The sequence below is a fragment of the Paenibacillus sp. J22FR83 genome (assembly GCF_059691955.1).
In genome coordinates this window covers 131,970-155,104 of sequence record NZ_JCAUAM010000015.1, presented here as the reverse complement: position 1 = coordinate 155,104, position 23,135 = coordinate 131,970, and the positions used below count along the sequence as shown (strand labels likewise).

The 23,135-nt window shown below is 39.2% G+C and carries 19 protein-coding genes and 1 riboswitch; of the genes, 14 read left to right on the top strand and 5 right to left on the bottom strand.

The genetic code is table 11. The annotated features are described in order from the left end of the window. Positions 1-15: 15 nt before the first annotated feature. From AC58PV_RS25540 to AC58PV_RS25500, 9 genes are all read left to right on the top strand, one after another. Entirely contained in the window at positions 16-1,032 is a 1,017-nt protein-coding gene (locus AC58PV_RS25540) for a glycosyltransferase family 4 protein (protein ID WP_497435417.1), read from the top strand. Positions 1,033-1,049: 17 nt separating this feature from the next. Beyond that, the gene (locus tag AC58PV_RS25535; protein ID WP_497435416.1) at positions 1,050-2,060 is read left to right on the top strand and encodes a glycosyltransferase family 2 protein; all 1,011 of its coding nucleotides are present in this window, start codon (positions 1,050-1,052) and stop codon (positions 2,058-2,060) included. A 13-nt stretch (positions 2,061-2,073) separates the two neighbouring features. Beyond that, entirely contained in the window at positions 2,074-3,225 is a 1,152-nt protein-coding gene (locus tag AC58PV_RS25530) for a glycosyltransferase family protein (RefSeq protein ID WP_497435414.1), read from the top strand. 142 nt (positions 3,226-3,367) lie between these two features. Next, entirely contained in the window at positions 3,368-4,519 is a 1,152-nt protein-coding gene (locus AC58PV_RS25525) for a glycosyltransferase family 2 protein (protein ID WP_497435413.1), read from the top strand. Positions 4,520-4,528: 9 nt separating this feature from the next. Beyond that, positions 4,529-5,950: an oligosaccharide flippase family protein gene (locus tag AC58PV_RS25520; RefSeq protein WP_497435412.1), complete on the top strand. Its 1,422-nt coding sequence runs from the start codon at positions 4,529-4,531 to the stop codon at positions 5,948-5,950. A 266-nt stretch (positions 5,951-6,216) separates the two neighbouring features. Beyond that, a riboswitch (cyclic di-GMP riboswitch) is annotated at positions 6,217-6,304 on the top strand. 689 nt (positions 6,305-6,993) lie between these two features. Beyond that, positions 6,994-7,695, top strand: coding sequence for a hypothetical protein (locus AC58PV_RS25515; RefSeq protein ID WP_497435411.1), 702 nt, complete (start codon positions 6,994-6,996; stop codon positions 7,693-7,695). 37 nt (positions 7,696-7,732) lie between these two features. Then, a complete protein-coding gene (locus AC58PV_RS25510; RefSeq protein ID WP_497435409.1) occupies positions 7,733-8,296 on the top strand; it encodes a hypothetical protein in 564 nt (187 codons plus the stop codon). Between the two features lie 23 nt (positions 8,297-8,319). After that, positions 8,320-9,297 (top strand): copper amine oxidase N-terminal domain-containing protein, encoded by a 978-nt coding sequence (locus AC58PV_RS25505; RefSeq protein WP_497435408.1) that lies wholly within the window; start codon positions 8,320-8,322, stop codon positions 9,295-9,297. Between the two features lie 101 nt (positions 9,298-9,398). Next, positions 9,399-9,815, top strand: a complete 417-nt coding sequence (locus tag AC58PV_RS25500; RefSeq protein WP_497435407.1) for a hypothetical protein — start codon at positions 9,399-9,401, stop codon at positions 9,813-9,815. A 63-nt stretch (positions 9,816-9,878) separates the two neighbouring features. Here AC58PV_RS25500 and AC58PV_RS25495 read toward each other — a convergent pair whose 3' ends face one another. Next, positions 9,879-10,661, bottom strand: a complete 783-nt coding sequence (locus tag AC58PV_RS25495) for a CPBP family intramembrane glutamic endopeptidase (protein ID WP_497435406.1) — start codon at positions 10,659-10,661, stop codon at positions 9,879-9,881. A gap of 250 nt (positions 10,662-10,911) precedes the next feature. Between AC58PV_RS25495 and AC58PV_RS25490 the strand changes: the two genes are divergently transcribed. Then, positions 10,912-13,263 (top strand): AraC family transcriptional regulator, encoded by a 2,352-nt coding sequence (locus AC58PV_RS25490; protein WP_497435404.1) that lies wholly within the window; start codon positions 10,912-10,914, stop codon positions 13,261-13,263. Here the strand turns inward: AC58PV_RS25490 and AC58PV_RS25485 are convergent. The 3 genes from AC58PV_RS25485 to AC58PV_RS25475 are packed head-to-tail and all read right to left on the bottom strand — an operon-like array spanning position 13,255 to position 17,226. Further along, entirely contained in the window at positions 13,255-14,229 is a 975-nt protein-coding gene (locus tag AC58PV_RS25485; protein ID WP_497435403.1) for an ROK family protein, read from the bottom strand. The genes AC58PV_RS25490 and AC58PV_RS25485 overlap by 9 nt on opposite strands. Then, on the bottom strand, positions 14,229-14,879 hold the full coding sequence (locus AC58PV_RS25480) for a D-sedoheptulose-7-phosphate isomerase (protein WP_497435402.1): 651 nt from the start codon (positions 14,877-14,879) through the stop codon (positions 14,229-14,231). The genes AC58PV_RS25485 and AC58PV_RS25480 overlap by 1 nt, the downstream gene beginning before the upstream one ends. A gap of 13 nt (positions 14,880-14,892) precedes the next feature. Beyond that, positions 14,893-17,226, bottom strand: coding sequence for a glycoside hydrolase family 2 protein (locus AC58PV_RS25475; RefSeq protein WP_497435400.1), 2,334 nt, complete (start codon positions 17,224-17,226; stop codon positions 14,893-14,895). A gap of 279 nt (positions 17,227-17,505) precedes the next feature. Between AC58PV_RS25475 and AC58PV_RS25470 the strand changes: the two genes are divergently transcribed. Continuing rightward, positions 17,506-18,513, top strand: coding sequence for an SGNH/GDSL hydrolase family protein (locus tag AC58PV_RS25470; RefSeq protein ID WP_497435399.1), 1,008 nt, complete (start codon positions 17,506-17,508; stop codon positions 18,511-18,513). Between the two features lie 36 nt (positions 18,514-18,549). On the opposite strand, the gene AC58PV_RS25465 is transcribed toward AC58PV_RS25470, so the two are convergent. Then, the gene (locus AC58PV_RS25465) at positions 18,550-19,401 is read right to left on the bottom strand and encodes an AraC family transcriptional regulator (RefSeq protein WP_497435398.1); all 852 of its coding nucleotides are present in this window, start codon (positions 19,399-19,401) and stop codon (positions 18,550-18,552) included. Between the two features lie 271 nt (positions 19,402-19,672). Here AC58PV_RS25465 and AC58PV_RS25460 point away from each other — a divergent pair, with 271 nt between their 5' ends. The 3 genes from AC58PV_RS25460 to AC58PV_RS25450 all read left to right on the top strand — a co-directional run bounded on the left by AC58PV_RS25460 (position 19,673) and on the right by AC58PV_RS25450 (position 23,125). Next, entirely contained in the window at positions 19,673-20,575 is a 903-nt protein-coding gene (locus tag AC58PV_RS25460) for an ABC transporter permease (protein WP_497435396.1), read from the top strand. A 12-nt stretch (positions 20,576-20,587) separates the two neighbouring features. Then, positions 20,588-21,496: a carbohydrate ABC transporter permease gene (locus AC58PV_RS25455; protein WP_497435395.1), complete on the top strand. Its 909-nt coding sequence runs from the start codon at positions 20,588-20,590 to the stop codon at positions 21,494-21,496. 72 nt (positions 21,497-21,568) lie between these two features. Further along, entirely contained in the window at positions 21,569-23,125 is a 1,557-nt protein-coding gene (locus tag AC58PV_RS25450) for an ABC transporter substrate-binding protein (protein WP_497435394.1), read from the top strand. Positions 23,126-23,135: the final 10 nt, after the last annotated feature.

Sequence of the window (23,135 nt, the reverse complement as noted above, 5' to 3'; positions counted from 1 at the left end):
TAGAAGGCGATAATAATGAAAATATGCATAGTGGGACCTGTTATTAGCGATTCTCATTTTGGAGGGATAGCTACTTTTAATGACGGACTAAAAAGTGGCTTTTTAGAAAATGGTGACGATGTAGTTATTTTAACAAGTATTAATAAATCAGAAATGAATGTTTTTAGTTATAGTAAAATAGATTTTTTTCTTAAAAAGAAAAAGATTATTAAACATCTAAAGGATTATAATCCTGATATTGTTATTTCATCTATGTGGTATGGAGTTTTAAATAAATCAATAAAAAAACACTTGCCTAGCACTAAAATAGTGCATTTTATACATGGATTTCCAACATATCGTTATAATATTTATAAAAAGTGGCTACTAAATACTGCATTTAAAGTATTTCGTAAATACTCAGATTTTTATGTTAGTAATAGTGATTTTACTTCATGTATTAATACAGAAATATATGGCATTAAGTGTGATAAAACTATCCACATTGGACTTAAAGAAAAATATGTGGATTTTGAAAAAAAAAAAAGTGAATCAATTAATTTTTCATTTGTTGGTAGGATAGTAAAAGAAAAAAATATTGATAAAGTTTGTGAAATATTCAATTATATTGCACAATTTAATGAGTTTACTAGTTTAACAATTGTGGGAGAAGGACCTGAAAAAAAGCATCTTGAAAAGCAGTATGCTAGCTCTAAAATAAAATTTATTGGGAAAAAAAACAGAGAAGAGACATTAGAAGTACTAGAGAAATCAGATGTTTTTATTTCATTAAACCAGCATGAACCCTTTGGTTTAGTTTTTTTGGAAGCTCTCTTAAAAAAATGCAAAATAATTTGTCCTAATACTGGGGGGCAAACAGAATTTTTATCTGGTTTAAATGAAGTATTACGTATTGATGTTAATAATTATAAATCTGCAAAAGAAGAATTTATTAAACTGCTGGATTTGGAGGGCTTTGTAGATACTGATTTAAAAGGTTATTTTGAGTATTTTAATTATAAAAGAGTAGCAAACGATATTATTAATCTCTAAGTTGAGGGAATGTAAACATGGAAAAAATCAGTATTATTTTACCTTCTTATAATGTGGAAAAATATATTGAAAAATGCCTTTTTTCTTTATTTAAGCAATCTTATAGAAATATTGAGATTATAGTGGTTAATGATGGATCGACTGATGCAACTTTGGAAATTGCAAATAAATGCTTGGAGAAGGACAGTAGGTTGATAATAATAGACCAACATAATCAAGGGGTAAGCATTGCAAGAAATAATGCAATTGATAGAACAAGTGGAGAATATATTATATTTGTCGATCCAGATGATTATGTCCATCCTGATTTTGTGAAATGCTTATATGAAAGTCTTGTAGAAAATAATTCTGATTTAGCTATTTGTGGGCATACTAAAGTTTATGATGATTTAACTCAGTTAAAAAGTAAAGCCTCAAGAAGTATATTCACTAATAAAGATATATTCAGAGAATATTTTATAGGAAGTAGTACACTAACAGTTTTAATGTGCGATAAAATTTTCAAAGCAAAAATAATTAAAGAGAACAATATTTATTGTCCACCGGAAGTAACTAGTGGTCAAGATCAAGTGTTTTTATTGGAATATTTGTTTTATTGTAATTCTGTTTCGACCGTAGATAATAATTTTTACTTCTATTATCAAAGGTTAGGGAGTAAATCAAAGAGATATGAATATCAAATATTTGAAAGAACAATTATAAAACTTGAATATTTAAAGAGTTTACTAATAAAACATGGAAAATATGATGAATTCGAAAATTATTTTAAAATTAGATTATATATGAATCTATTCTCGCAAGGGTTACTATTATATCAGTATGATTTCAACGAAAATTTTAATATTAAGTTCAAGAGGCTACTAACTGATACTAAACGATATATTAATAAAAGTAATATATCGCAATTTTTTGATATTATTTTTTTAGCTAAATTAAATATAAAAGAAAAAATTGCATGTATTGTAATTTATTATCTACCTAGCATTTTTATTAAACAATTATATAAGAAATATTTACATAGAAAATGAAAGGATTACAATAATGGATGATTTTGATTTTATAATATTGACAAATGGTTATCCAAGTAAAGAGGCCTTATACAATAATGGTTTTATACATAGACGAGTGGTTAGCTATTTAGAGCAAGGTGTAAGAGGATTTGTAATAGTTCTAAGTTCGAAAAACAAGGTATTAAAGACGTATCAGTTTGAAAATGTAGTAGTTTACGAAGGAAACAGATCTGATATTGAAATTTTATTGTCAAAGTATTTAAATGCAAAAATATTTATTCATTTTGTTGATCATCAAATAATAAATACAATAAAATCAGTTAATAAAAATTTCGAAATATATATTTGGATTCACGGAAACGAGGCGTTATCTTGGAAAAGGCGTTTATTTAATTTAAGACTAAATATTAAGTCAATTTTAAGCTTTTTAAAATATATATATTTTAATACTAAACAAATGAGCTTTATGAGACAACTTATTTTAAATAGAGAATTAAATGTTAAATATATTTTTGTATCCAATTGGATGAAAGATATCCTAGAAGCAGATACAAATACAAAATTAGAACAATCAAAATATGTAATAATACCGAATGTTATAGACGATAAGCTATTTTATTACAAGGAAAAATCAGAAGAACATTATAATAATGTATTAAGTATTAGACCATATACTAGTAGAAAATATGCTAACGATATCTCAGTGAAAATTATATTAGAGTTATCTCGAAAACCATATTTTAATAACTTGACATTTAATTTCTACGGAGATGGATACTTATTCAATAAAACTTTAAAACCGCTAAGGAAATTTAAAAATATTAATATTTATAAGAAATTTCTTAGTCAATCGGAAATTGCTAAGTTACATTTTGAAAATGGAGTGCTTCTATCACCGACAAGGCAAGATGCTCAAGGGGTGTCAATGTGCGAAGCAGTAGCTAGTGGTTTAATTCCTATAGTATCCAATAATACTGCGATTCCAGAGTTCGTAACAAATGATTTTGGATTCTTATGTGAAGATATTAATGTTTTTGTTAAGGCTTTCGATATTCTATATAATCAGAAATTTGATTTTATGAGTAAATCGAAGTTAGGTTCAGAGAGTATGCTCAAAAAATGTGGCAGTCATCTTATTAAAGATGAATTAAGAGTAATTGGATTTCTGAAGGGTTCTATTTAACCTAAGTTTGAAGTGATTACTGAAATTAGTAGTTTCAATTAATATATATCAATGGAGTACTATCGTGTAGTGAAGAGGATTTGATTTCATCTTTTATTTTAAAATGAAAACCAAATAATTCTTTTATAGTAGGAGTAATCACATGAAAGTTTCAATAATAATGCCAACATATAATGATGAAAATTCATTGACGTATAGCATTAAATCAGTATTGAGTCAAACATATAATAATATTGAATTAGTAATTGTCAACGACGGAAGTACAGATAATACTGAAAAAGTTATTAAATCGTTCAGAGATGACCGAATTATTTACATCGCTCAAGAAAATTCTGACCAGTTGAATGCTGTGATGAATGGATTTAAATCTTCAACAGGAGATATTATTTATATTTTACATAGTGATGATTTGTTCTTTGATGATTATACAATTAGTAATGCTGTCATAGAAATTATGTCTTCTCGGTGTGAAGCTTTAAAAGGTGATCTTATTATTATTGATGAATTTGATAATATAAAAGGTACCATAAAAGTTAGAGATTTCTCAGATAAATTGGTGACTTTAGCAAGAATGTATTTAATGTATGGAGTTAACATTCTAAATGATTGTGCATTCATTAAAAGAGAAGCATTTGAAAAATATTCATTTAACAACTATTTACGTTGGAATACACCGTTTTGGATTAATTTCGATGACAATAGTTATGAATGTATAAAACTACATAAATCTACTCTCCCAATAATGAAGTACAGAATACATGAACAAAATTATATCAATAATAAAATAGGTAAGTTTAATGTTGTGAATGGTAATTTAAGAACATTAATGTATTTAATGAATATGTATAATATTCCATTTTTTTTGGTGAAAAGGTTCTTGTTGAGGGTGTTTAAAGACAAATATGTACCTAAATTTAGATTAGAACCAACTAAAAATAAATATAGAATAATAAAAAAAGCGATTAAAATTAGAGTTGGCAATGAATATAAGGATAATATTTATTTAACTAGTTTAATAAATTTTTACAAGAATCAAAGGAAAATAAGGAATTTAGAAGTAATTATTGAACTAAAAAATGCAATAACTCATAATGATATATATTATGGCAAAGATATGAGAAAATTTAACGAATTGGTAATGAGTGAGAAACTGTCTCCACTATATTATGAAATGTTTAATTATATGAATACTGGCTTTAATGCAATAAGTATTAAACCAAGCGAAAAACAAGATATTGAAAATTTATTGAAATTTTTAAACATACTTGCAGATGTAAAAATCTTAATAAAATGAGCTGATTTCGTGTTAAAGGGCATAAAATTGATTCAAGTAATTATATTAGTTCTTTCCTCTATGATAGGGATAATACTTAATTTAATTATCGGATTTATTATCCCAAAACTAATAACTGTTGGAGACTATTCATCGTATAGAATTTTTATGTTTTATATTGGTTTTTTACCCATTCTACATTTAGGAATAGCGGATGGACTGCTGTTGAAATTCAGCAAATATAAGTTAGAAGAATTGGGTGGATTTAATTTTAAGCATTTGTTAATTAAATATTCAATGTTTCAAATAGCTATTACAACAATATTATTGCTAGTGAGCTTATGCATTGAAAATCTGAGTATATATTATTTTGCTATAATATTAACAATCCCTCTTGTTAATATCTCCGGATATATAGGACAGTTGTTAATATTATGTGGAAAATATAAAGTAATATCTTTTTCTAATTTGCTAATTAAATTAACAACTGTCATTGCATTAGGTGTAATGATTTTACTAGATTATAAAGACTACCGCCTTTTAATCCTATCAATGATGATAGCTTATACATTTCAAATAGTAATTGGATACATTTGTATAAGAAAAGATATCTTTAATTCTAAGAATAAAAATAAGATAAAAGTTAATATTAGATTACTAATAAATCTTGGATTTCCAATTGTTTTATCGTATTTTATAAGTACTTTAATACTTGGAACTGATCGAATATTTATTGAACGTTCAAATAATGCTTACGAATACGCTATGTTTTCATTTGCATATAGCTTAATAACAATTTTTTTGTCTGTCTTGAACTCTCTAAATGTTGTCGTTATACCTACCATTATGAAAATGACAAAGGAATCTAGAGTGAATTACTATAATTATCTTGGTATTATACTTGATATATTATTAGGAATATGTGGAATATTAATCATTCTCTTTTCCCCGCTTATCAATATTATTATACCTAAGTATAATGATTCAATTAATTATTTTTATATACTCTTCCCAGTTGTCTTCCTTAGGCTGCAATACACACTTAGAATTTTGCCATATATGAATAGTTTACTTAAAAGTAAAACTGTGATGATAGTAAACACAAATGTACTACTTATATCGTTATTATTAAATTTTTTAGTGTTCTATTTAAAATTAGACTTTGCTTTCTATGCTATTATGACAATTATTTCATTATACTTAATGAATTATATTTTTGATTTAATAATTAGAAAAAATGAGAAGATCCCAAAAGATTTTAAAGAAGTATACCAAGTAATAATAATAATTTCTATGGTTATAACTTATTATAATTTTGACTATACAAAATATTTTATCTTTGTAATTGTTAATTTGGTATTAACAACTTCGATTTACTTTAATAATTTTAAAAAATTATTAAATGAATTTAAAATAATAAGGAAGTCTACTCCAAAAATTTTAAGAGATTAGAAAATTGTAAATTCAATCTTTTCTCGATAAAGAATACTTGATAAACAATTTCTCGTTCGCATAGTTATTAAGTCAACAAGATGGGGTAGGAACAAAAGGAAAGAACAGTTGTAATACTATACTGATGAAATTAGTCTGAAAAGTAAATTGCAAACTATAAATCCTAGTACTTCCGCCCCTCCCTCCAAATCAATAATCACGACAAACAGACCATTGCTGCAAATTATGTATTTGCTACAATAGTAGATAAGTCAATCACATAAATCGGACGATAATGGCAAAGCTGATGAAAATCAGTGACGCAAAGCTATAGGGACTAAGCTGGTTATACCAGTATGTTAGCCAGCTTCCGAATCATCGTGCCTCCCAGTGATTTATGTGAAATCGAGGAGGGATTGAGTTGGATAAGTATTGGCATTCTTTTTGGCTGAGATTTAATGAGGTTATCCTGGAGAGTTGCATTTGTGATGTGGAGCGGACGAAGATTTTTAATAAAATTAGTTATCATCGTACGAAACTGTATACATAGTGAAAGCACCCTGAGGGTGCTTTTTTGTTGTAGGCTGAATGTCGCCGCGGTATTAGTTTAAGCTGAAAATAGGACTGTTGACCATGACTTTGGTCCCTCTGCAAGTGACGACTACTCAGGTATAATGATTATAATTGGAACTTGTACAAGAACAATTATTTGGTATTATGTGTGAAACGCCTGCGTTTAAATCCCCAACATTTGATCCAAATGTCGCCTTCATCATCTTTGAAAAGCTTGATACCTAGTAGTTTCAATGGGGTCCATACTTCCGAAAAGTAATAGTTTGGCAAACGCATCGTCTCCTGTGTAAGATATATATTACTTTTTAATATAAGGGTTATGAATTAAAAAGTGTGTCGGAATTTGTCGCTAGCTTTAAGTAGCGATCATTTTTGCGTTCTAATGCACCTGGAGGTGCATTTTTTTTGCGTTCTCGCGCGACAATATGTGACTTATTGACTCATAGAGTTTATAATGTAGATATCCAATATGTGACTTGGCTGGTGAAGAAATGAAGAAAAAGAAGTGGACGAAGCGATTAATCTGGATTGGAAGTAGTGCTGCTATGCTGCTTGTTATTGGGTATTTTGGCATGAATATAGCGATGTCATATTTCCTGAATTCTATGATTCCCTCGATTCCTTCGGAGTTCAGTCAAGCGGCTGATGAAGAGTCTAGTTTGATAGCTTCTGACGTTAATAGTATGACAAATGCTATAACAGCAACGAAGGAACCTAATAATCCTGATGTGAAGAAGTTAGATGATACATCTACGTTAAAACCGCAAGGGACGACGATCCCGACGGATACGCCAACAGAGAAACAAGCTTCTAGTTCATCTAATCAGAAGTCGAACGATTCTAAGAGTGCTGAACAGGTGCCTACACCAACTCCAGCAGCAACGAAGAATGGGACAGGTTACGAGGCTCAAATTACGACGGAGAAGGCGAAAGAAGTACAGGATGCGATTACGCTTAAGGAGAAGGCTTCTGTCACTTCGGTGCTTATGAAGAAATTAAGTGCGTCTGATCTCCAACTGTTTGCGAAGATGGCTGGCAATGGCATATCTCCTGAAGAGAAGAAGAAAGCCAAGGATATTATTTTGCAGAAGCTAACGGAAGACGAGTATAACCAATTGATTGGTATTGCAGCGAAGTATGGCTTGAGCCAAGGGAAGAAATATGCAGATACGCAGCCGAAGGCTACAAAGTAATGAAATAACAACTGTTAATCGACAGTAGGGGGTTGAGATGAGAAAAAGACTCATACTGACAGTTATTGTGTTAGGTATGCTAGGAGTAGGCGGATATACGGCTTATAACTATGCCATGAATGTGATTGCTGACAAATTAGCCCAACAACTTGTTCTGGATAGTGGGACTAGCCAGGAATGGTTGGCGTCCATGGATTTGCCTGCTATTGCAGATTCGATTGAGACTCCTGCTGCTGTTACACCGAATGTTGATATATCGAAGTCTGCCACAGATGATAAGTCGAGTGAAAGCGTCATGCCTAAGGATACGGCTGGTCAGGTAAGCGACCCGAATACCGTGAATGGGCAAGAGACAACTACGGGAAATGAAGCGAAGAAGTCGACTGCAACGGAGAAGAAGGCAACTGTTCAATTTGAAAATAAACAAGAGGCAGTAAAGTTCGTGATGAGCAGGTTCTCGGCATCTGAAATAAACAAGCTGAGGCAAATGGCAAGCGGCGGATTGACGCCTGAGAAGAAGGCGGAGCTGAAGAAAATTGCCTATACGAAGTTTAGCGCAGCCGAAATTGCGGCTGTACAAAAAGTGGTTTCCTCCCAATAATACATAGAAGAGGTGTTCAGGAAGTGAAAGCAAGTCAACGATTGAAAGTAATTACAGGTTTATCATTAGCGGTTATGATGGGGATTTCGGCGCAAGCGTCAGCAGCACAAGCACCATTGGATGTGAATGTGTATCAGGTTCCGATGCATTTTACGTTTGATGGGAAGGAATATGCACCACCAGAAGGTCAGCAAGGTTTTATTTATGAAGGCACGACGTATGTTCCTATTCGATTCATTTCTTACTCGCTAGATAAAGCGGTCAACTGGGATCCGAATACTTACACGGTAACGATTGCAGAGCCTCAGGCAACAGATAAAATTAATATTAGTGAGTACAAACTGAATACACAGGTTTACTCCAAAACTAATGAGAAGTTCGATAAATCGAAGTTAGTTCCAAGCAATTTGAAGGTGTATAAAGAGAAGATTAATTATGTTTTTGATGGTGTAAAAAAGAGTCCAACCGATGAACTACCAGGGTATATTGTGGATGGCAGTTTGTTTGTTCCGATTCGTTTCTTCTCGGAGTCTGTTGGGAAAACGATTAACTGGAATCCGGAAACGTATACGGTGTCCGCTGATACGAAGGAAGAGAAGAAGCCTGATGTGAAATTGCCGGAGACGAAACCAGATACAAAGCCTGTTGTAACGCCGCCAATTGGTGGCGGGGTTGGTGGTGGAGGCGGAGGCGGTACTGTAAAGCAATCGGAAGCATCAATTAATGCTGAAGCTAAGAGTAGAATTGAAGCACTTCGGTCTGAAGTATCTGCTGTATTGTTTGATCTGTATGCTAAATATCTTGCAACACATGATGAGAGTTTAAAAGCACAAGCTAGAGAGTACATCAGAGAAACATCAGATAAGATGTTTGAACAAATCATGATTGAAACGGAAACGAAATTAACCTCGAATGGTTACGATAGGTCAATAATTGATACCCATAGAAGTGATTATGAGAAATTGAAGGCAGAACAAGAGGAAGCACTTAAAAACAAATAATCCCGCCCATTTTTTGGGCTTTCATTCACCGAGTAGGCTATCGCACACATACAGTATAGAAGATAATTCAAACTATACAGTGGATTGTGAGTGATTCCGATATGACGAAGCGTGAAGATCAAGAATTTCGTCCACCGCTCGGAGGGCATGGCGGCGGTATTGGCCATGGACCTGGAGGCATCGGGGGACCTGGCGGTATTGGACACGGCCCAGGAGGCATTGGCGGACCCGGAGGTCCCGGTCATTTCCCTGGAGGCCCAGGAGGTATTGGCGGCATTGGAGGTCCCGGTCATTTCCCTGGAGGCCCAGGCATTGGTCACGGCCCAGGTTGGTTCCCGCACGGCGGCGGCTTCAACAACGTGTTACCTTGGGTAGTGGCACCATTGTTGTACGGTGCGGCGACGCAGCCGTATTATCAGTATCCGCCTTATTATCCATACCCTTATCCATACCCGCCATACTATCCGCCATATCCACCGTATCCCCCATACCCTTATAAAAGGGACGAGGAAGTATAGTTCGCTGCATGAAAAAAAGAGCTGCCTAACAAGTAGGAAATCCCTGCTTTGTTAGGCAGCTTTTTATATGTAAGGTCTATTCTGCACTGTGTAAATTCTGCGTTTGCGTGTTAGTATAACAACTAAATAAACACCGTAGAGCAAGTAGCAGATATTGAGCATAGCAACTACAAATACTTCGTTCGCTGTTGTGGTTGCATTCGTTAACTGGGCGAGTGCATCGAACATAAAATGGAAAATGATTAATGGAAGAATACGAGCCGTCAGGACAATAAGTAAAGCTAGAATGAGTCCGATGAGAAACGCGTTAATGATTTGAAGCAAAATCGACAACCAGTCACGCCCATTTAGGGCATTAGCCATATGCAGGATACCAAAAAAGATGGAAGAGAACAGGATGTAAAACAGAGAACCTTTATCCTTCAATTTTTCCCAAATGATCCCTCGGAAGATAGACTCTTCGGTATACCCGACCGTAAGTGAAAATAGGACAATCAAGACAACCTTGCCTAAGGAAAGTTCGCTATTAAATCCACCAATGACAGGTTGAACAAAAACAATGATACCGAGCGGAACATAATACAACGCGGCCTTATTATTGGTTCCTGCCAGTCTCTTGAATCCATAGATGGCCATCGTGCTGTCTTTCCTTCGCATATACAGGGTAACAGCCAACGCCATGACGAGGAATGCGCACCCTTGCGCAACCATCATCCCTGTTTCTCCCAAACCTCGTACGGTGGCTACTGCTGATGCTACTGAAATCAATAAGGTCAGCACAATGCCAAGGAAGAGCGAGAAGAGAATGGGGCGGTTCTTGTAAGTTTTATCAGACTTAATGGGCAAGCCAATACACCTCTTTCATCCATATGTAAACGAATTCCATTATATCGGAAATTGGATAAAAAAGGAATATGTTTTTGAAAGGTGATGGACAAACATTAATAGTACCAAATTTATAGGAAAGGACTTATATTAAAGTATACATGCTAGCGTAAAACAATTACATTGAGAGGACACCCTACACAATCCTGTGGCACGGCGGGACTCCTGCATGCTAGGTTCTTTCACTTCGAATAAAGGAGAATATGAAGGCATGAACATAAGATCTTTGTTTGGAGCTAAAGCCTATTTTATAAAAATGGTACTTTGGATTAGTATAGCTATCTTGATTCTTGTTGTTGTGCTTTCAACGGTCATTTATATTAATTCGCAAAATCTGTTGGTCAAAAATGAATATGCAGCCAATCAAAAAATACTGTATCAGGTTAAGTATAATATGTCATTTATGGATCAAACCATTTCTAACCTATCCAAATTTCTTTACTTGAACAGTGATGTAACCGCCATCATGTATGCGAAAAAGGAAGATATGATTGAAGTATCAGGCCACATGTCTAAAGTCGTGAGTTCTGTCACTTCAGCTATTCCCTATATTCACTCGATGGGTATTTATAATCGGAATTTGAATCAATCCTATAGCACGGGTTTTCCTTTGTTTTTTAAAGATCAGATGCTCTACGACTTTATTAATTCGGATGGAGCACTGCCTAAGTTGAAACCGATATTCCGTGATATCAAAAAATTAGTAAACGGGGTAACTGAGTCTGAGTATGTATTCTCTTATTTCATATACGAAACGACGGTAAGTGGGGATAAGCCGGATGGCGTTGTCGTTATTAACGTTAAACCGGAATGGTTGCTGGAGAATATTAATCAAATCAATATGATCGATAAACAAAAGGGCGATAACGTATTTATTGTGGATCAGGCTGGCGAGTACTTAACTGATGGTAAAGATGACCCTGCGATCAAGAAGTGGTTGAAAACAGACTTTGTAGCGTATAAAACAGCACATCCACAGGGAGATCGAGATGGTTTTTTTCAAAGCAAGCATGACGGAACGAAATATTTAGTTACTTACACCAGTGTCGACAATACGGGGATGACGCTGTTAAAAACGCAGCCTGTGCTTGAAATTTATACCTATATCAACAGTTTAAGAAATAGTATTATCATCATCACGCTTATTTTTCTTGTCATGGCGATAGTGATTTCCATCGGTATTTCCCGGAAAATATATGGGCCAGTAGGGAAACTGGTGAATTCGATCATGTTGGATCGGATACGGAGATCGGACAAAGACGAGGTCGTCGATGAATTCTCTTATTTGAATACCGTGTACAGACAATCCATGGAAATGCTCGATCATTATGATAAGGAAAAGATGCAGTACCAAGATGTCATGAAGCACTATTGGTTAAGCAGGCTGCTTACGGAGAGTTCACCGATGGGCAGGTCAGAATTAGAAAGCATTTTTAAGGAGATGAGAATTTCTTTAGTTCTGGATAGTTCTTATGCCATATGTATATTGAAAATTGATAACTATAAGGAATTTCAGCAAGCGTTTCATGCCAAGGATAAGGATACGATTCGTTTTGCTATGATCAATATTGCTTCTGAAATTATCTCTAGAAGTTACCCTAACGAAGGTCTTGATATGAAGGACGATCATGTCGTATTGATTGTGAGCGTGCCGGAAGAAGAGGAGCAGTTTCAATTCCATATCCACTCGCTTATTCAAGAAGCGCATGAGAATGTTTCCCGATTTTTTAAGGTTTCTTTTACGGCATCTGTTAGTGAAAAGACGAGTCACATGCAAGAATTAAATGGTATGTATAATAAGGCTCTCGATCAGGCGATGTATCGTTTATTACTCGGGCATTCCTCTGTCATAACGTACGAAACGGTTAAGAGAAATGTGGAAAGCAAAAAAACAGGATACGCCAAAAATGATGAAGAACGGCTTGTTAAAGCGATGAAATCGACCAACATTGTTGCGATCGAGGAGGTTTTGGGGACCATTTTTGAAGAGGTGGGCACGCTCAATTATCACAATGCACTGGTCTCCATCATAAGACTTGTGGATGCGGTCATAGAGACGTTGGAAGAAATGAAAGTGACAGCTGCGCCATCTTTGCATATCTCTTCGATCTCTCGCAATATCATGGAGAAGGAGACGATTGCTGAGATTCATCGGATCATTGTAGGTGCCCTGCAAGATTCGTTCAAAAAAGATTTCGAGGGAAATACCACGAAACTAAACTACTTTTTGGTGGATGCCGTCACGGAATATATTCATAACCAGTATCAAGACCCTTCTTTGAGCTTGACTTCCATTTCGTCGATTATGAAAATATCCACTAGAAATTTAAGTAAAACATATAAGGAAGCAACCCATATCTCGATTCCTGATTACATCAACGAGTATAGGTTAGCCAGAGCGGCGGAACTACTTATCCATGATAACCTTAGCGTATATGAAATAGCTGAAAAGGTCGGAATCTTGAATGAGACCTACTTTTTCAGCATGTTCAAAAAGAAATATAAAGTCACACCGAAGGAATATGCGCTTCAGAGAAATATGACTAATCTGATTTCAAAGTAAGTGTATCACCTGATATTCGGCAACGGACAGACTAGCGTAATCTCCTACATGATCGCCTAATCCGGAAGGGACTACGCGGCATTCACGATGAGCATGCGGGAGCGCTTCTCTGTGAAGCTCCTCAAGTGTGATAGCTTCGAGGAGGTCGCGCTGTCTGGCATAAATGCTGCCAATGACGATCAACTCGGGGTTCAGGAGGTCTACCAGGACAGATAGTCCTCGTCCAAGCTGGACCCCTACCGTTTGAAACACGTGTAAGGCTGCAAGATCCCCTGCTTGTGCGGCCTCCGCTATTCCCTGAGCTGTAAGCGATGCCAGTTGCGCTTCGGATCGGCAATAGCTAGGAGGCTGCCCCATTGCCAAGCCCTCCTCAGCTTTCAATCGTCCTAATTGGACGATCCCGCCTCCGCTGCAGTACCCTTCGAAAGAACCGGCTTTGCCGTAACCAATGGGTCCTGTGGGCTCTAGCCTCATATGACCAATCTCACCGGCCATATCATTAGTCCCCGTGTATAATTTACCATCCAGAATAAGACCGGCGCCCATACCTGTGCCAAAAGTAAGGAATATCATATTCTGGGTTCCAACGCCAGCACCCCAACGCCATTCTGCCAATGCGCAGGCATTCGCATCGTTCTGCAAACCAACGGGGACACTGAAGTGTTCCTTCATTATGCTAACAATAGGGATGTGATCCCACCCGGGCAAATTCGGGGGTGAGTGAATGATCCCTTGTTTGCTGTCCAGCGGCCCCCCGCAGCTGATACCAACTGCTGCGAGTGTACCCCCTTGTTCAAGCAATAATTGATCTAGGACAGACATCATCTTCGTGATGGTTTCATACGGATCTCGGGGCGTAGGAAATTGAACTTTATCAATTAGGGTAATCTCAATCTGTTCAATCCGTTTCCCAATCGTAACTGCACACTTCGTTCCGCCAATATCGATACCAGCTAGAATTGTCATTATCCGAAAAACTCCTTTTCCAACAATGTACATATGAGATGATAAATCGGTAGATGGTGCTCTTGAATGTCTGGTGTATGTTCCCAAGGCACTGCTATTGTCACGTCGCATAGCTCCTTTAAGCGGCCACCTTGTTTTCCAGTTAATCCGACGGTATGCATGCCTATCGCTCTTGCGGTTTGAACGGCACGGAGGACGTTTGTGGAATTCCCGGAAGTGGAGAGGGCCAGAAGGATATCCCCCTGTTTCCCGTAGCCATACACTTGTTGGGCGAAGATCATCTCCGGTTCTACATCATTGGCAAAGGCAGTTATCAAGGCAGCGTGATTAGTTAAGGAGATAGCGGGGAGCGCTTGCTGCAGATGGTCTGCTAAATAAGCTCCCTCTTGTGCGTGCCATTCTTTGACTAACGAGTCCCGAAATGCAAAGGGAACAGGTCTTTTGGACAGAAAACCCTTCATCAGCTCACCGACAATATGATCACAATCCGAGGAACTCCCCCCATTGCCGCAAAGCAGCATTTTCCCATCGGTATGGAATGTCTCCGCACATAATTGAAATGCCGCAATAATGTCAGGCGTACATATTTCTAAGTCGGGATAACGCGCTACAAGCTGCCCCATGTGGTTTTCCACTATCACTTTCTCCATCGTGGAACTCCCCCTATCGACCGATTTCATCGGCTTGAAATTGGTTGGTAATAGCAGCAATTTGCGGCAGCCAGCCTTTATAAGTTTCCAATGAGAGGGCTGGGAAACCAAGCAGGTAGTGATTGCCATAGGTTCGTCCATTGAAGATCCATTGAATGAGAAACAATTGCTGCTTGGCATGAGAAATTGGAATTCTCCCTAGTTCGGCAGTTCCGTTAGCCTCGACCGTGAAGCTTCCCTCCATAAGCGTTTCATTCGTATCGCCATCCCAAATACGATATGTTCCAGCAGCGGATTCTCTGGAGTCATTGCCTGCAGCTACTCGAACATGCCAACTGGCAGGCTCATCGATCATAATGCAGACAGGGACTTGGCTTCTTTGGATATAATGAAAGGCCAACTTCTTACTATAGTAATAATCGACGACAGCGTCGGAGAATTGCGGCCAGCCGTCAATCATATTCCACCAGATGATGCCAGTTTTCCGCCATTTTTTGAGCCGAGCCGTCTCGATAAAAAACTTCTTCGCCTCAGCTTGGGAAATTTGCGATGCGAGTATAAAGTCTTCGATAGATTCGGGAACGGCACCGAATAACTCTTTAATTTGATTCGCCATTAATTGGATCCTTGTCGCATTATGTCCTTCATAGCCGCTAATTGCCGTTGCGTGGGCGACCCATTGCTCATCCTTACTGTTAAATGGCCATAGATGATCGGGTTCGATGAACTTCTGAATTGACGATAGATTTGGACAGCCGTGATAGCCAATTTCAGATATAAAATGGTCATTACTCGTCTTATAATAGGAACTTTTATAATAATCCCGCGGCCCCCAAAGATGCCGTTCAGGAGCCAGGTTCATGTTGCCTGATCGGATAACCTCAGGTGACAGATAGGGAGAACTTGGCAAATAAGCACGGTGAGGATCATGGAGCTGAATCACTTGCGGAAGCAGGTTACGGGTAATGGAATTCACATTAGGATCAGGCAACCCATACCACCCATAAGCCTCGTCGCATTCATTATCCCCGCACCATAGGACAAGCGAAGCGTGGTTCCGTAATTTGCGGACAACAGCGCTTGCTTCAAGTCGCATGGACTCGCTGAACTCGGGCGTCTGTGGATAGACAGCGCAGGCCATGGCAAAGTCCTGCCAGACCATCAAGCCATGACGGTCGCAGAAGTCAAAAAAAGCATGATCCTCATAGACATTGCCTCCCCAGCAGCGGACGATGTTACAGCCTGTTTTAGAGAATAGCTGGAGAGCCTTCTCGTAGCGACTGGCGTCTCGGCTATGAAAAGCATCCATCGGCACCCAATTTGAACCTTTGCACATGATCGGGGTATGGTTGACTTTAAATAGGAATTCGCCGCCCGCTTCAATCGTGGTTGTTTCTGTGCGAATTAATTGAACATGACGAATGCCGATCCGCTCTGTACGTGAGGCGAGTACGCGTCCTTGTTGAATTAGTTCGGTGGTAACCTCATAGAGAGGAGCTTCTCCGTATCCATTTGGCCACCAGAGCAGGGGATTCTCGATGGATACGGTCAGGGAGCCGACGTTGAATAAGACAGGCCTACTCAACTGAAACTCGGATGTACCTGATTTACCCCTTATCCGAATCTCCAATCCATGATAAAAATAGGCAGGATCTGTGGCCACTCGGTAATATAATCCGATTTCGGCCCTTGAGAGACTTTTATCCACAGATAGGGTATAGAAATATAGGTCGGTCAGGGCATGCTCCTCGCATGCGACCAACGATACGGATCGCCAAATGCCCGCCGACACTGCGCGGGGCATAATATCCCATCCGAAGCTATGAGCGGCCTTGCGGACGAATAGCTGCTCGCCATTGGGGATCTGTGCATAGCAAATCGCATCGGTGCTGCGCTGCCCTGCCTCGATAATTGGAGAACGCAACCGTACAAATAGCGTATTCTCACCATCGTGCAGGAGCGACTCCGTTGTTTCGAGACTCACCTCAATGAACATATTGTCGCTGGACCCAAGTTCTTCGCCGTTCAACCAGTAAGTTGCGCAGCAGTCAACCCCTTGAAACACCAGTTTGGTTCGCTTGCCCGCCATCGTCGGCGGAACGGTGAACGTTAAGCTGTACCACCACTCATAGAGCTCGTAAGGGCGGAGTTCGTTGATATTCGTTCCCAAGAAGGGCTCAGGAAGCAGGCTGCTCCTTACCAAGTCGAGCTCGACATTCCCTGGTACTTGAGCGTTAATACAAGGCAAATCTAAGCTGTTCAATTCATCTGGATGGTGGACCTGCCATTCTCCTTGCGGAAAATAAACAAGATTCCATTGACCATCCAGGCACAGTTCTTTTGTCATTTAAAAGCCTCCTTCAATTAAGTGCCAATGGACTCATTGTAAAAGGGAGGCTCGCATAAAACTTGCCGTATGTTCAGAATACTTGCACGATTATCGGATATGACTCATTTTGAAGGAAAATGCCCAATGTGTAATATACTTTGCCGTAAGTATCACCTAAAGTTGAAAGGTAATATGAATGGTCATGAGGAAGAATTAGAGCATCAATTTAATCCAATAATCTGTCTCAAGCTGACCTCAGGTGAATATGATTTTACTTATTGAAGGAGTTGCATGCCCATGAATCCAGAGAGCCGTCGGCAGACTGCGGAAGCATTTATTTTTGTCAAAGAAGAGAACACATCTATCCGGTATCGTCCTTTAGTCAACCGGGGGTTAGTATTGCGGAGTCATACGGATGAGAGTCATCAGGACAATATCATGTACACAGAAGGCATTGACTATGTCGTCGATTATGATCGCGGTGTCATTCGCCGGACGAAGCAAAGTGGGATCCCGGATTGGTCCCATCACGAATTATACGGCCAAACAGAGTTTGATCATACAGCGTTCAAAAATTGCAGCAATCGTGAATTTACCGTGTATGGGGATTATCTGTATGATAGCGTTCCCTTAACGGAAGGTTTGTTTGCCCGCGATAGCGGGAAACTAGCCGGGGTGGAGCGCTGGCTTTCCAAGTTGCGAACTGGCGAGGAGCGTTCGATTGTTGTTTTTGGGGACAGTATTAGTGCAGGTGGGGAGGCGAGCGAAGAGAAGTTTATGTACTTCAACCGAGTTCATCAACTTCTCAATGACGAGTATCCGCACAGCCGAATCCGCCTGCTGAACAAATCAGTCGGCGGTGAATCGAGCAAAGATGGAATGAATCGCCTAGAACGCGATGTCATTGCTTTGAACCCTGATCTCGTGATTATTGGTTTCGGCATGAATGATCAGAACAAATATGGTGAAGGGGTAGGCGTTTCTCCGGCGGATTTTGAAAGTAATCTACGTCAAATGATTGAAGCCGTCCAGAAGCTAGGCAACAGCGACCTTGTGCTCGTGACGCCTTGTTGGCCGAATCCGAAATGGAGGTATGCCAGTGGATGGACTGGCAGGTATGCGGAAATCATCCGCCGGCTGGGCCGGGAATACGGTGTCGGCGTAGCCGACGTCACAGCGGTGTGGGAGCAGGAACTGGCTGCTGGCAAATCACCGGGAAGTCTGCTCCTGAACAACATCAATCATCCGAACGATTACGGGCACTGGCTGTATTTCCAAGCTTTTGTTCCGTTGCTGAAAGCTTGAGAAATCAAGCTTTCTTTTTTTTGTCATTGAACCACCTCACAGAACCCGCCGCCCAGCACGCGGAGACACCCCATACTTGCTTTTAAAACAACGGATAAAATAAGGTAAAGAATTAAAGCCAGAAGCCAGCGCAATCTCCGTAACAGGTAAGGAGGAATTGTGCAGCAACCTATGGGCATATTGAAGCCGATGCTCCTGGACATATTGTTGAAACGACTGACCGATGATGCTACTGAACTTTTCGCTGAAATAGTTCGGGCTCCACGATGTATGGGCGGCTGCTTGTTTCAGTGTCAGGGGTTCACGGAAATGGAAATCAATATAGTTCAAGGCTTTGCGCAGCTTACTTCGTTCAGACACATCGCTGGACGAAGTCTCTATGGTCGTCTGGGGATCATTCGGAATCATACGCAGCAGATCGACAAGCAATCTATCCAATGTGGCGCGGATTGCTTGTTTTTGGCCGATTCTAGGGGCCATGCTTTCTGCCAACAATCGGCGGCATTCCCCTTCTATGTAAACCAATTGCTCACCCTCACAGCGAATGGACAAGCGGTTTGGCTGACTAAAGAGGAAGAGTCGCAGATCCTCATCGAGCCACGCTTCCGTAAATTTTAAATTAATTAATCGAAGCGGGTAACCCCGATCAGGAATAATGGTATGGAAATCAACAGGGGTTAAAAGATAAATGGAGCCTGGGACGAGTTGGGACGACTCACCGTTTAAGATTTGCGTTCCTTTTCCAGATAGAATAATCTCCATTTCAAAAAATTCATGGCCATGCACATCGTGAAATCGGCTTACCTCATATTCCGAGATGCTGAAATGAAAGGTTGGCGTTAGAAATTCATCGATCATATACCGATAGGGTGTTGGCACTTTGGGCATGTAAAGGCTCCTCTACCTGATTTCTATAGGTGTAGTATACAATATCAACCGCTTTCGTTGGCGATTACAAGAAGGTTTTTCTTCCATATTTACCGAGGTTAAAGGAAAACACTTGATTTGAAGGTTCCTATCCCCATGGAAAGCCAGCGAAGCTACACATTTTTGGAGGAAAATACCTAGTTTATAATATACATTCCCTGGGGCATCCCCTAAAGTTGGGGTATCGACCAAGATGGCAGTCAAAATTACAAAGCTAGGATGTGTTGGATGGATGGTAAGAATTTTCAAGAAAAATTTCGGAGTAACCCTACTGGCATTGCCAGGATTTCTCTTGATTTTACTCTTTAATTATGTGCCGCTTTACGGATTGCTCCTTCCTTTTAAGAATTATAAGTACAATCTTGGGATTTGGAATAGCCCTTGGGTAGGGCTCGACAATTTCGGCTTCTTATTTAATGGCAATGTGCTGTATAGGGTTCTACGCAATACGCTCCTGTATAACATGGTTTTCATTGTTTTGGGGACGTTCCTCTCCATCGTTATTGCCCTATTGCTATTTGAGTTGAGTCGCAGATTCGTAAAAGTGTATCAAACCATCTTGTTTATTCCTTACTTTATTTCATGGGTGGTCGCTGGTTTTGCCTTCCGGGCACTGTTTGATATGGAACATGGTGTCATTAATAGCCTCTTGATTAACGTGGGCAAAGAACCCATTCTCTGGTACAGTGAGCCGCAATATTGGCCATACATATTAGTGGCTGCTGCAGTTTGGAAGGGGCTTGGGTATGGATCTGTCATCTATTACGCCGCTCTGATGGGCATTGATGCCGAGTATTATGATGCAGCCAAAATTGATGGCGCAAGCAAATTAAGGCAGGCGTTCTCCATCTCAATTCCAATGATTAAGCCGATGATTACGATGTTAGTTATCCTGCAGATCGGAAGTATTTGCTATAGCGATTTCGGTTTATTCTACAATGTCACATTGAATTCATCCTTGATCTATGAGACGACGGACGTCATTGATACGTTTGTGTACCGCTCATTAATTGATATGGGCGATATCGGAATGGCATCAGCAGCAGGCTTCTTTCAATCGATCGTCGGGTTTTGCCTGGTTCTGTTAACCAATACGATCGTAAGACGGATTAATCCTGAAAATTCACTTTTCTAAGGAGCATCGACTATGAATTCTTACAAAGAAATTCGGTTAAGACCTACACTGACCATAGGGAAATTAGTAATTCATATCTCATTTATTTTGTTGTGTGCGGTGTGTGTGTTTCCTTTCCTTGTCATTATCGGCACCTCATTTCAAACGGAAAATGACATTATCAAGTTTGGCTACTCCATGATCCCCAAGAATTTTACGTTGGATGCCTATAAGGTAATCCTGCGTGAGCCAACTGTTTTGTTAAATTCGTATCTAGTTACTATTGGTACGACGATCGTGGGGTCATTAATTGGGATGTGGGTGACCACCACCTACGCATACGCTATTTCGCGCAAAGATTATTCCTACCGTACGTTCCTTGCCTTTTTCATCTTCTTCACGATGCTCTTCCACGGGGGAATGGTTCCTTCTTATATTCTGATGGTGAAATGGTTGGGACTACGCAACAATATCTTGGCACTCATTTTGCCCTATCTGATTAGCGGTTGGTTCGTGTTGTTGATGAAAGGTTTCCTACAAACGATACCGGATGCGATTATTGAGTCAGCTAAAATGGACGGTGCAGGCGAGCTGCGCATATTTACGCAAATTGTTCTGCAAATATCCAAACCAGCATTAGCCACGTTAGGCCTGTTCTTTGCACTCCAATACTGGAATGACTGGTGGCTGACCTTGCTCTACATGGATCAGACCAATTTAATGAAGCTGCAATATTTACTTATTCGTGTTCTAAAAAATATGGAGTATCTGAATTCTGCTGAGGCTATTCAATATGGACTTGTGAAACCAGGTATGCAAGTACCTTCATTAACTGCTCGCATGGCGATGTGTATTTTGGCTGCAGGACCGATGCTGCTTGTTTTCCCGCTTTTCCAAAAGTACTTCGTACAGGGGCTAACGGTAGGTTCGGTAAAAGGTTGATAGTTTCTAGATGCAGGAAAACCACGCTGCATCTGTAAATTATATAAAGACAATATAAGGGAGGCAATCCACGTGAAAGGTCAAAAAACGAAAGCTTCAACATGGATCGTACCAGGAACATCCGTCTTGCTTGCAACTACGATTGTGATTAGCGGCTGCTCTACAACTGAAAAAACAAGTGAAAGCGCTAGCCCGGCTGCCAGTACAGCTGCAAGTACGGCTGCAAGTACGAGTGCGACGAAAGATTATGTGGAGATTAGCTGGTTCATGCCCAAACCGATTGACAATATGAAAGATCAGGAAGCGGTTGAAGCGGCAGCGAACAAACTCATTAAGGAAAAAATAAATGCTAATGTAAAATTTAACTTAATTGATAATGCGGGTTGGGAAGATAAAATTAAGTTGAAATCAGCTGCTGGTGAGCCTTACGATCTCGTATTTACTTCCAATTCATCTAATAACTTAAATGGGAATGTGCAAAAGGGCGCCTTTATGCCTCTTGATGACTTATTGCAGAAGTATGGTCAAAATATTTTGAAGAAAGTAGATCCTCGCGCTTGGAAAGCCGTTACTTACAAAGGGAAGATCATGGCGATTCCTGCACAGACCCCGTACAGTCCGGCATCTGCTTATGTATTTAAGAAAGATTTAGTTGAAAAGTATAAATTTGATTATAAGAGTGTTAAGAGTCTTAGCGACTTAGAGCCATTCCTGAAAACGATTAAAGAAAATGAGCCGAACATGATTCCAGTTATTGCAACGGCCAATGGAGCCACCTCTGGCGTAGGATTACCCGATTATACTACAGTTGTAGGTGGGATATCTTACAGTGAGAAGGAAGGTAAATTCGTCAAGACTCTTGATATTCCCCAGAATTATGAAAATTACCGAGTTATGAATGATTTCTATAAAAAAGGCTATATTGCCAAAGATGCAGCGATCAAGACAGATTATCTAGCAGAAGCGAAATCTGGCAAATATGCCGTGCTTCGCGATTCAGGTGGTTATACGGAGGATGGGTCGAAATCGACAAGCACCTACGGATTCCCAACGGTTGAAACGTTTAGCTCACAACCGACGATTTCAACTGCATCCATGACTGCAGCTGCGACAGCGATAAGTGCAACTTCGAAGAATCCAGAAAGAGCCATGATGCTGCTCGATTATATTTGGAGTGATAAGTACTTATTGAATACACTTGCTTATGGCGTTGAAGGTAAGAATTACACCGTTAAATCGGGAACGGTTAAAGATGCTAATCCAACGATCGAAGCTAAGAGTGGTGCTGAACAAACATGGGCGATTTGGCACAACTGGCTTGGACCGCTTTGGGATCAATGGGATTCCAACTGGAATTCAACCAAAGCCTTAGAAGCGATGAAGAAAACAAACGACAACGGTAAGGCATCGGGTCTTCTCGGATTTGTGTTTAATAACGAGCCGGTCAAAACGGAGATCGCACAAATCAATGCCGTGAATAAAGAAGCGAATCCGATCTTTACGACGGGATCTATGCCGGATTATCCGAAGTATGTTGAGGACACGAAGAAGAAATTGGTTGACGCTGGCATAGATAAAATAATGGCCGAGATCCAGAAGCAATATGATGCTTGGAAAGCAGGGAAGTAACTAGCTAACG

Coding starts and splice junctions, on each gene's coding strand:
- AC58PV_RS25525 (WP_497435413.1), top strand. CDS start 3,368: ATGAAAGTTTCAATAATAATGCCAACATATAATGATGAAAATTCATTG.
- AC58PV_RS25500 (WP_497435407.1), top strand. CDS start 9,399: ATGACGAAGCGTGAAGATCAAGAATTTCGTCCACCGCTCGGAGGGCAT.
- AC58PV_RS25465 (WP_497435398.1), bottom strand. CDS start 19,401: ATGCCCAAAGTGCCAACACCCTATCGGTATATGATCGATGAATTTCTA.
- AC58PV_RS25530 (WP_497435414.1), top strand. CDS start 2,074: ATGGATGATTTTGATTTTATAATATTGACAAATGGTTATCCAAGTAAA.
- AC58PV_RS25540 (WP_497435417.1), top strand. CDS start 16: ATGAAAATATGCATAGTGGGACCTGTTATTAGCGATTCTCATTTTGGA.
- AC58PV_RS25475 (WP_497435400.1), bottom strand. CDS start 17,226: ATGACAAAAGAACTGTGCCTGGATGGTCAATGGAATCTTGTTTATTTT.
- AC58PV_RS25490 (WP_497435404.1), top strand. CDS start 10,912: ATGAACATAAGATCTTTGTTTGGAGCTAAAGCCTATTTTATAAAAATG.
- AC58PV_RS25515 (WP_497435411.1), top strand. CDS start 6,994: ATGAAGAAAAAGAAGTGGACGAAGCGATTAATCTGGATTGGAAGTAGT.
- AC58PV_RS25470 (WP_497435399.1), top strand. CDS start 17,506: ATGAATCCAGAGAGCCGTCGGCAGACTGCGGAAGCATTTATTTTTGTC.
- AC58PV_RS25455 (WP_497435395.1), top strand. CDS start 20,588: ATGAATTCTTACAAAGAAATTCGGTTAAGACCTACACTGACCATAGGG.
- AC58PV_RS25460 (WP_497435396.1), top strand. CDS start 19,673: ATGGTAAGAATTTTCAAGAAAAATTTCGGAGTAACCCTACTGGCATTG.
- AC58PV_RS25485 (WP_497435403.1), bottom strand. CDS start 14,229: ATGACAATTCTAGCTGGTATCGATATTGGCGGAACGAAGTGTGCAGTT.
- AC58PV_RS25510 (WP_497435409.1), top strand. CDS start 7,733: ATGAGAAAAAGACTCATACTGACAGTTATTGTGTTAGGTATGCTAGGA.
- AC58PV_RS25535 (WP_497435416.1), top strand. CDS start 1,050: ATGGAAAAAATCAGTATTATTTTACCTTCTTATAATGTGGAAAAATAT.
- AC58PV_RS25480 (WP_497435402.1), bottom strand. CDS start 14,879: ATGGAGAAAGTGATAGTGGAAAACCACATGGGGCAGCTTGTAGCGCGT.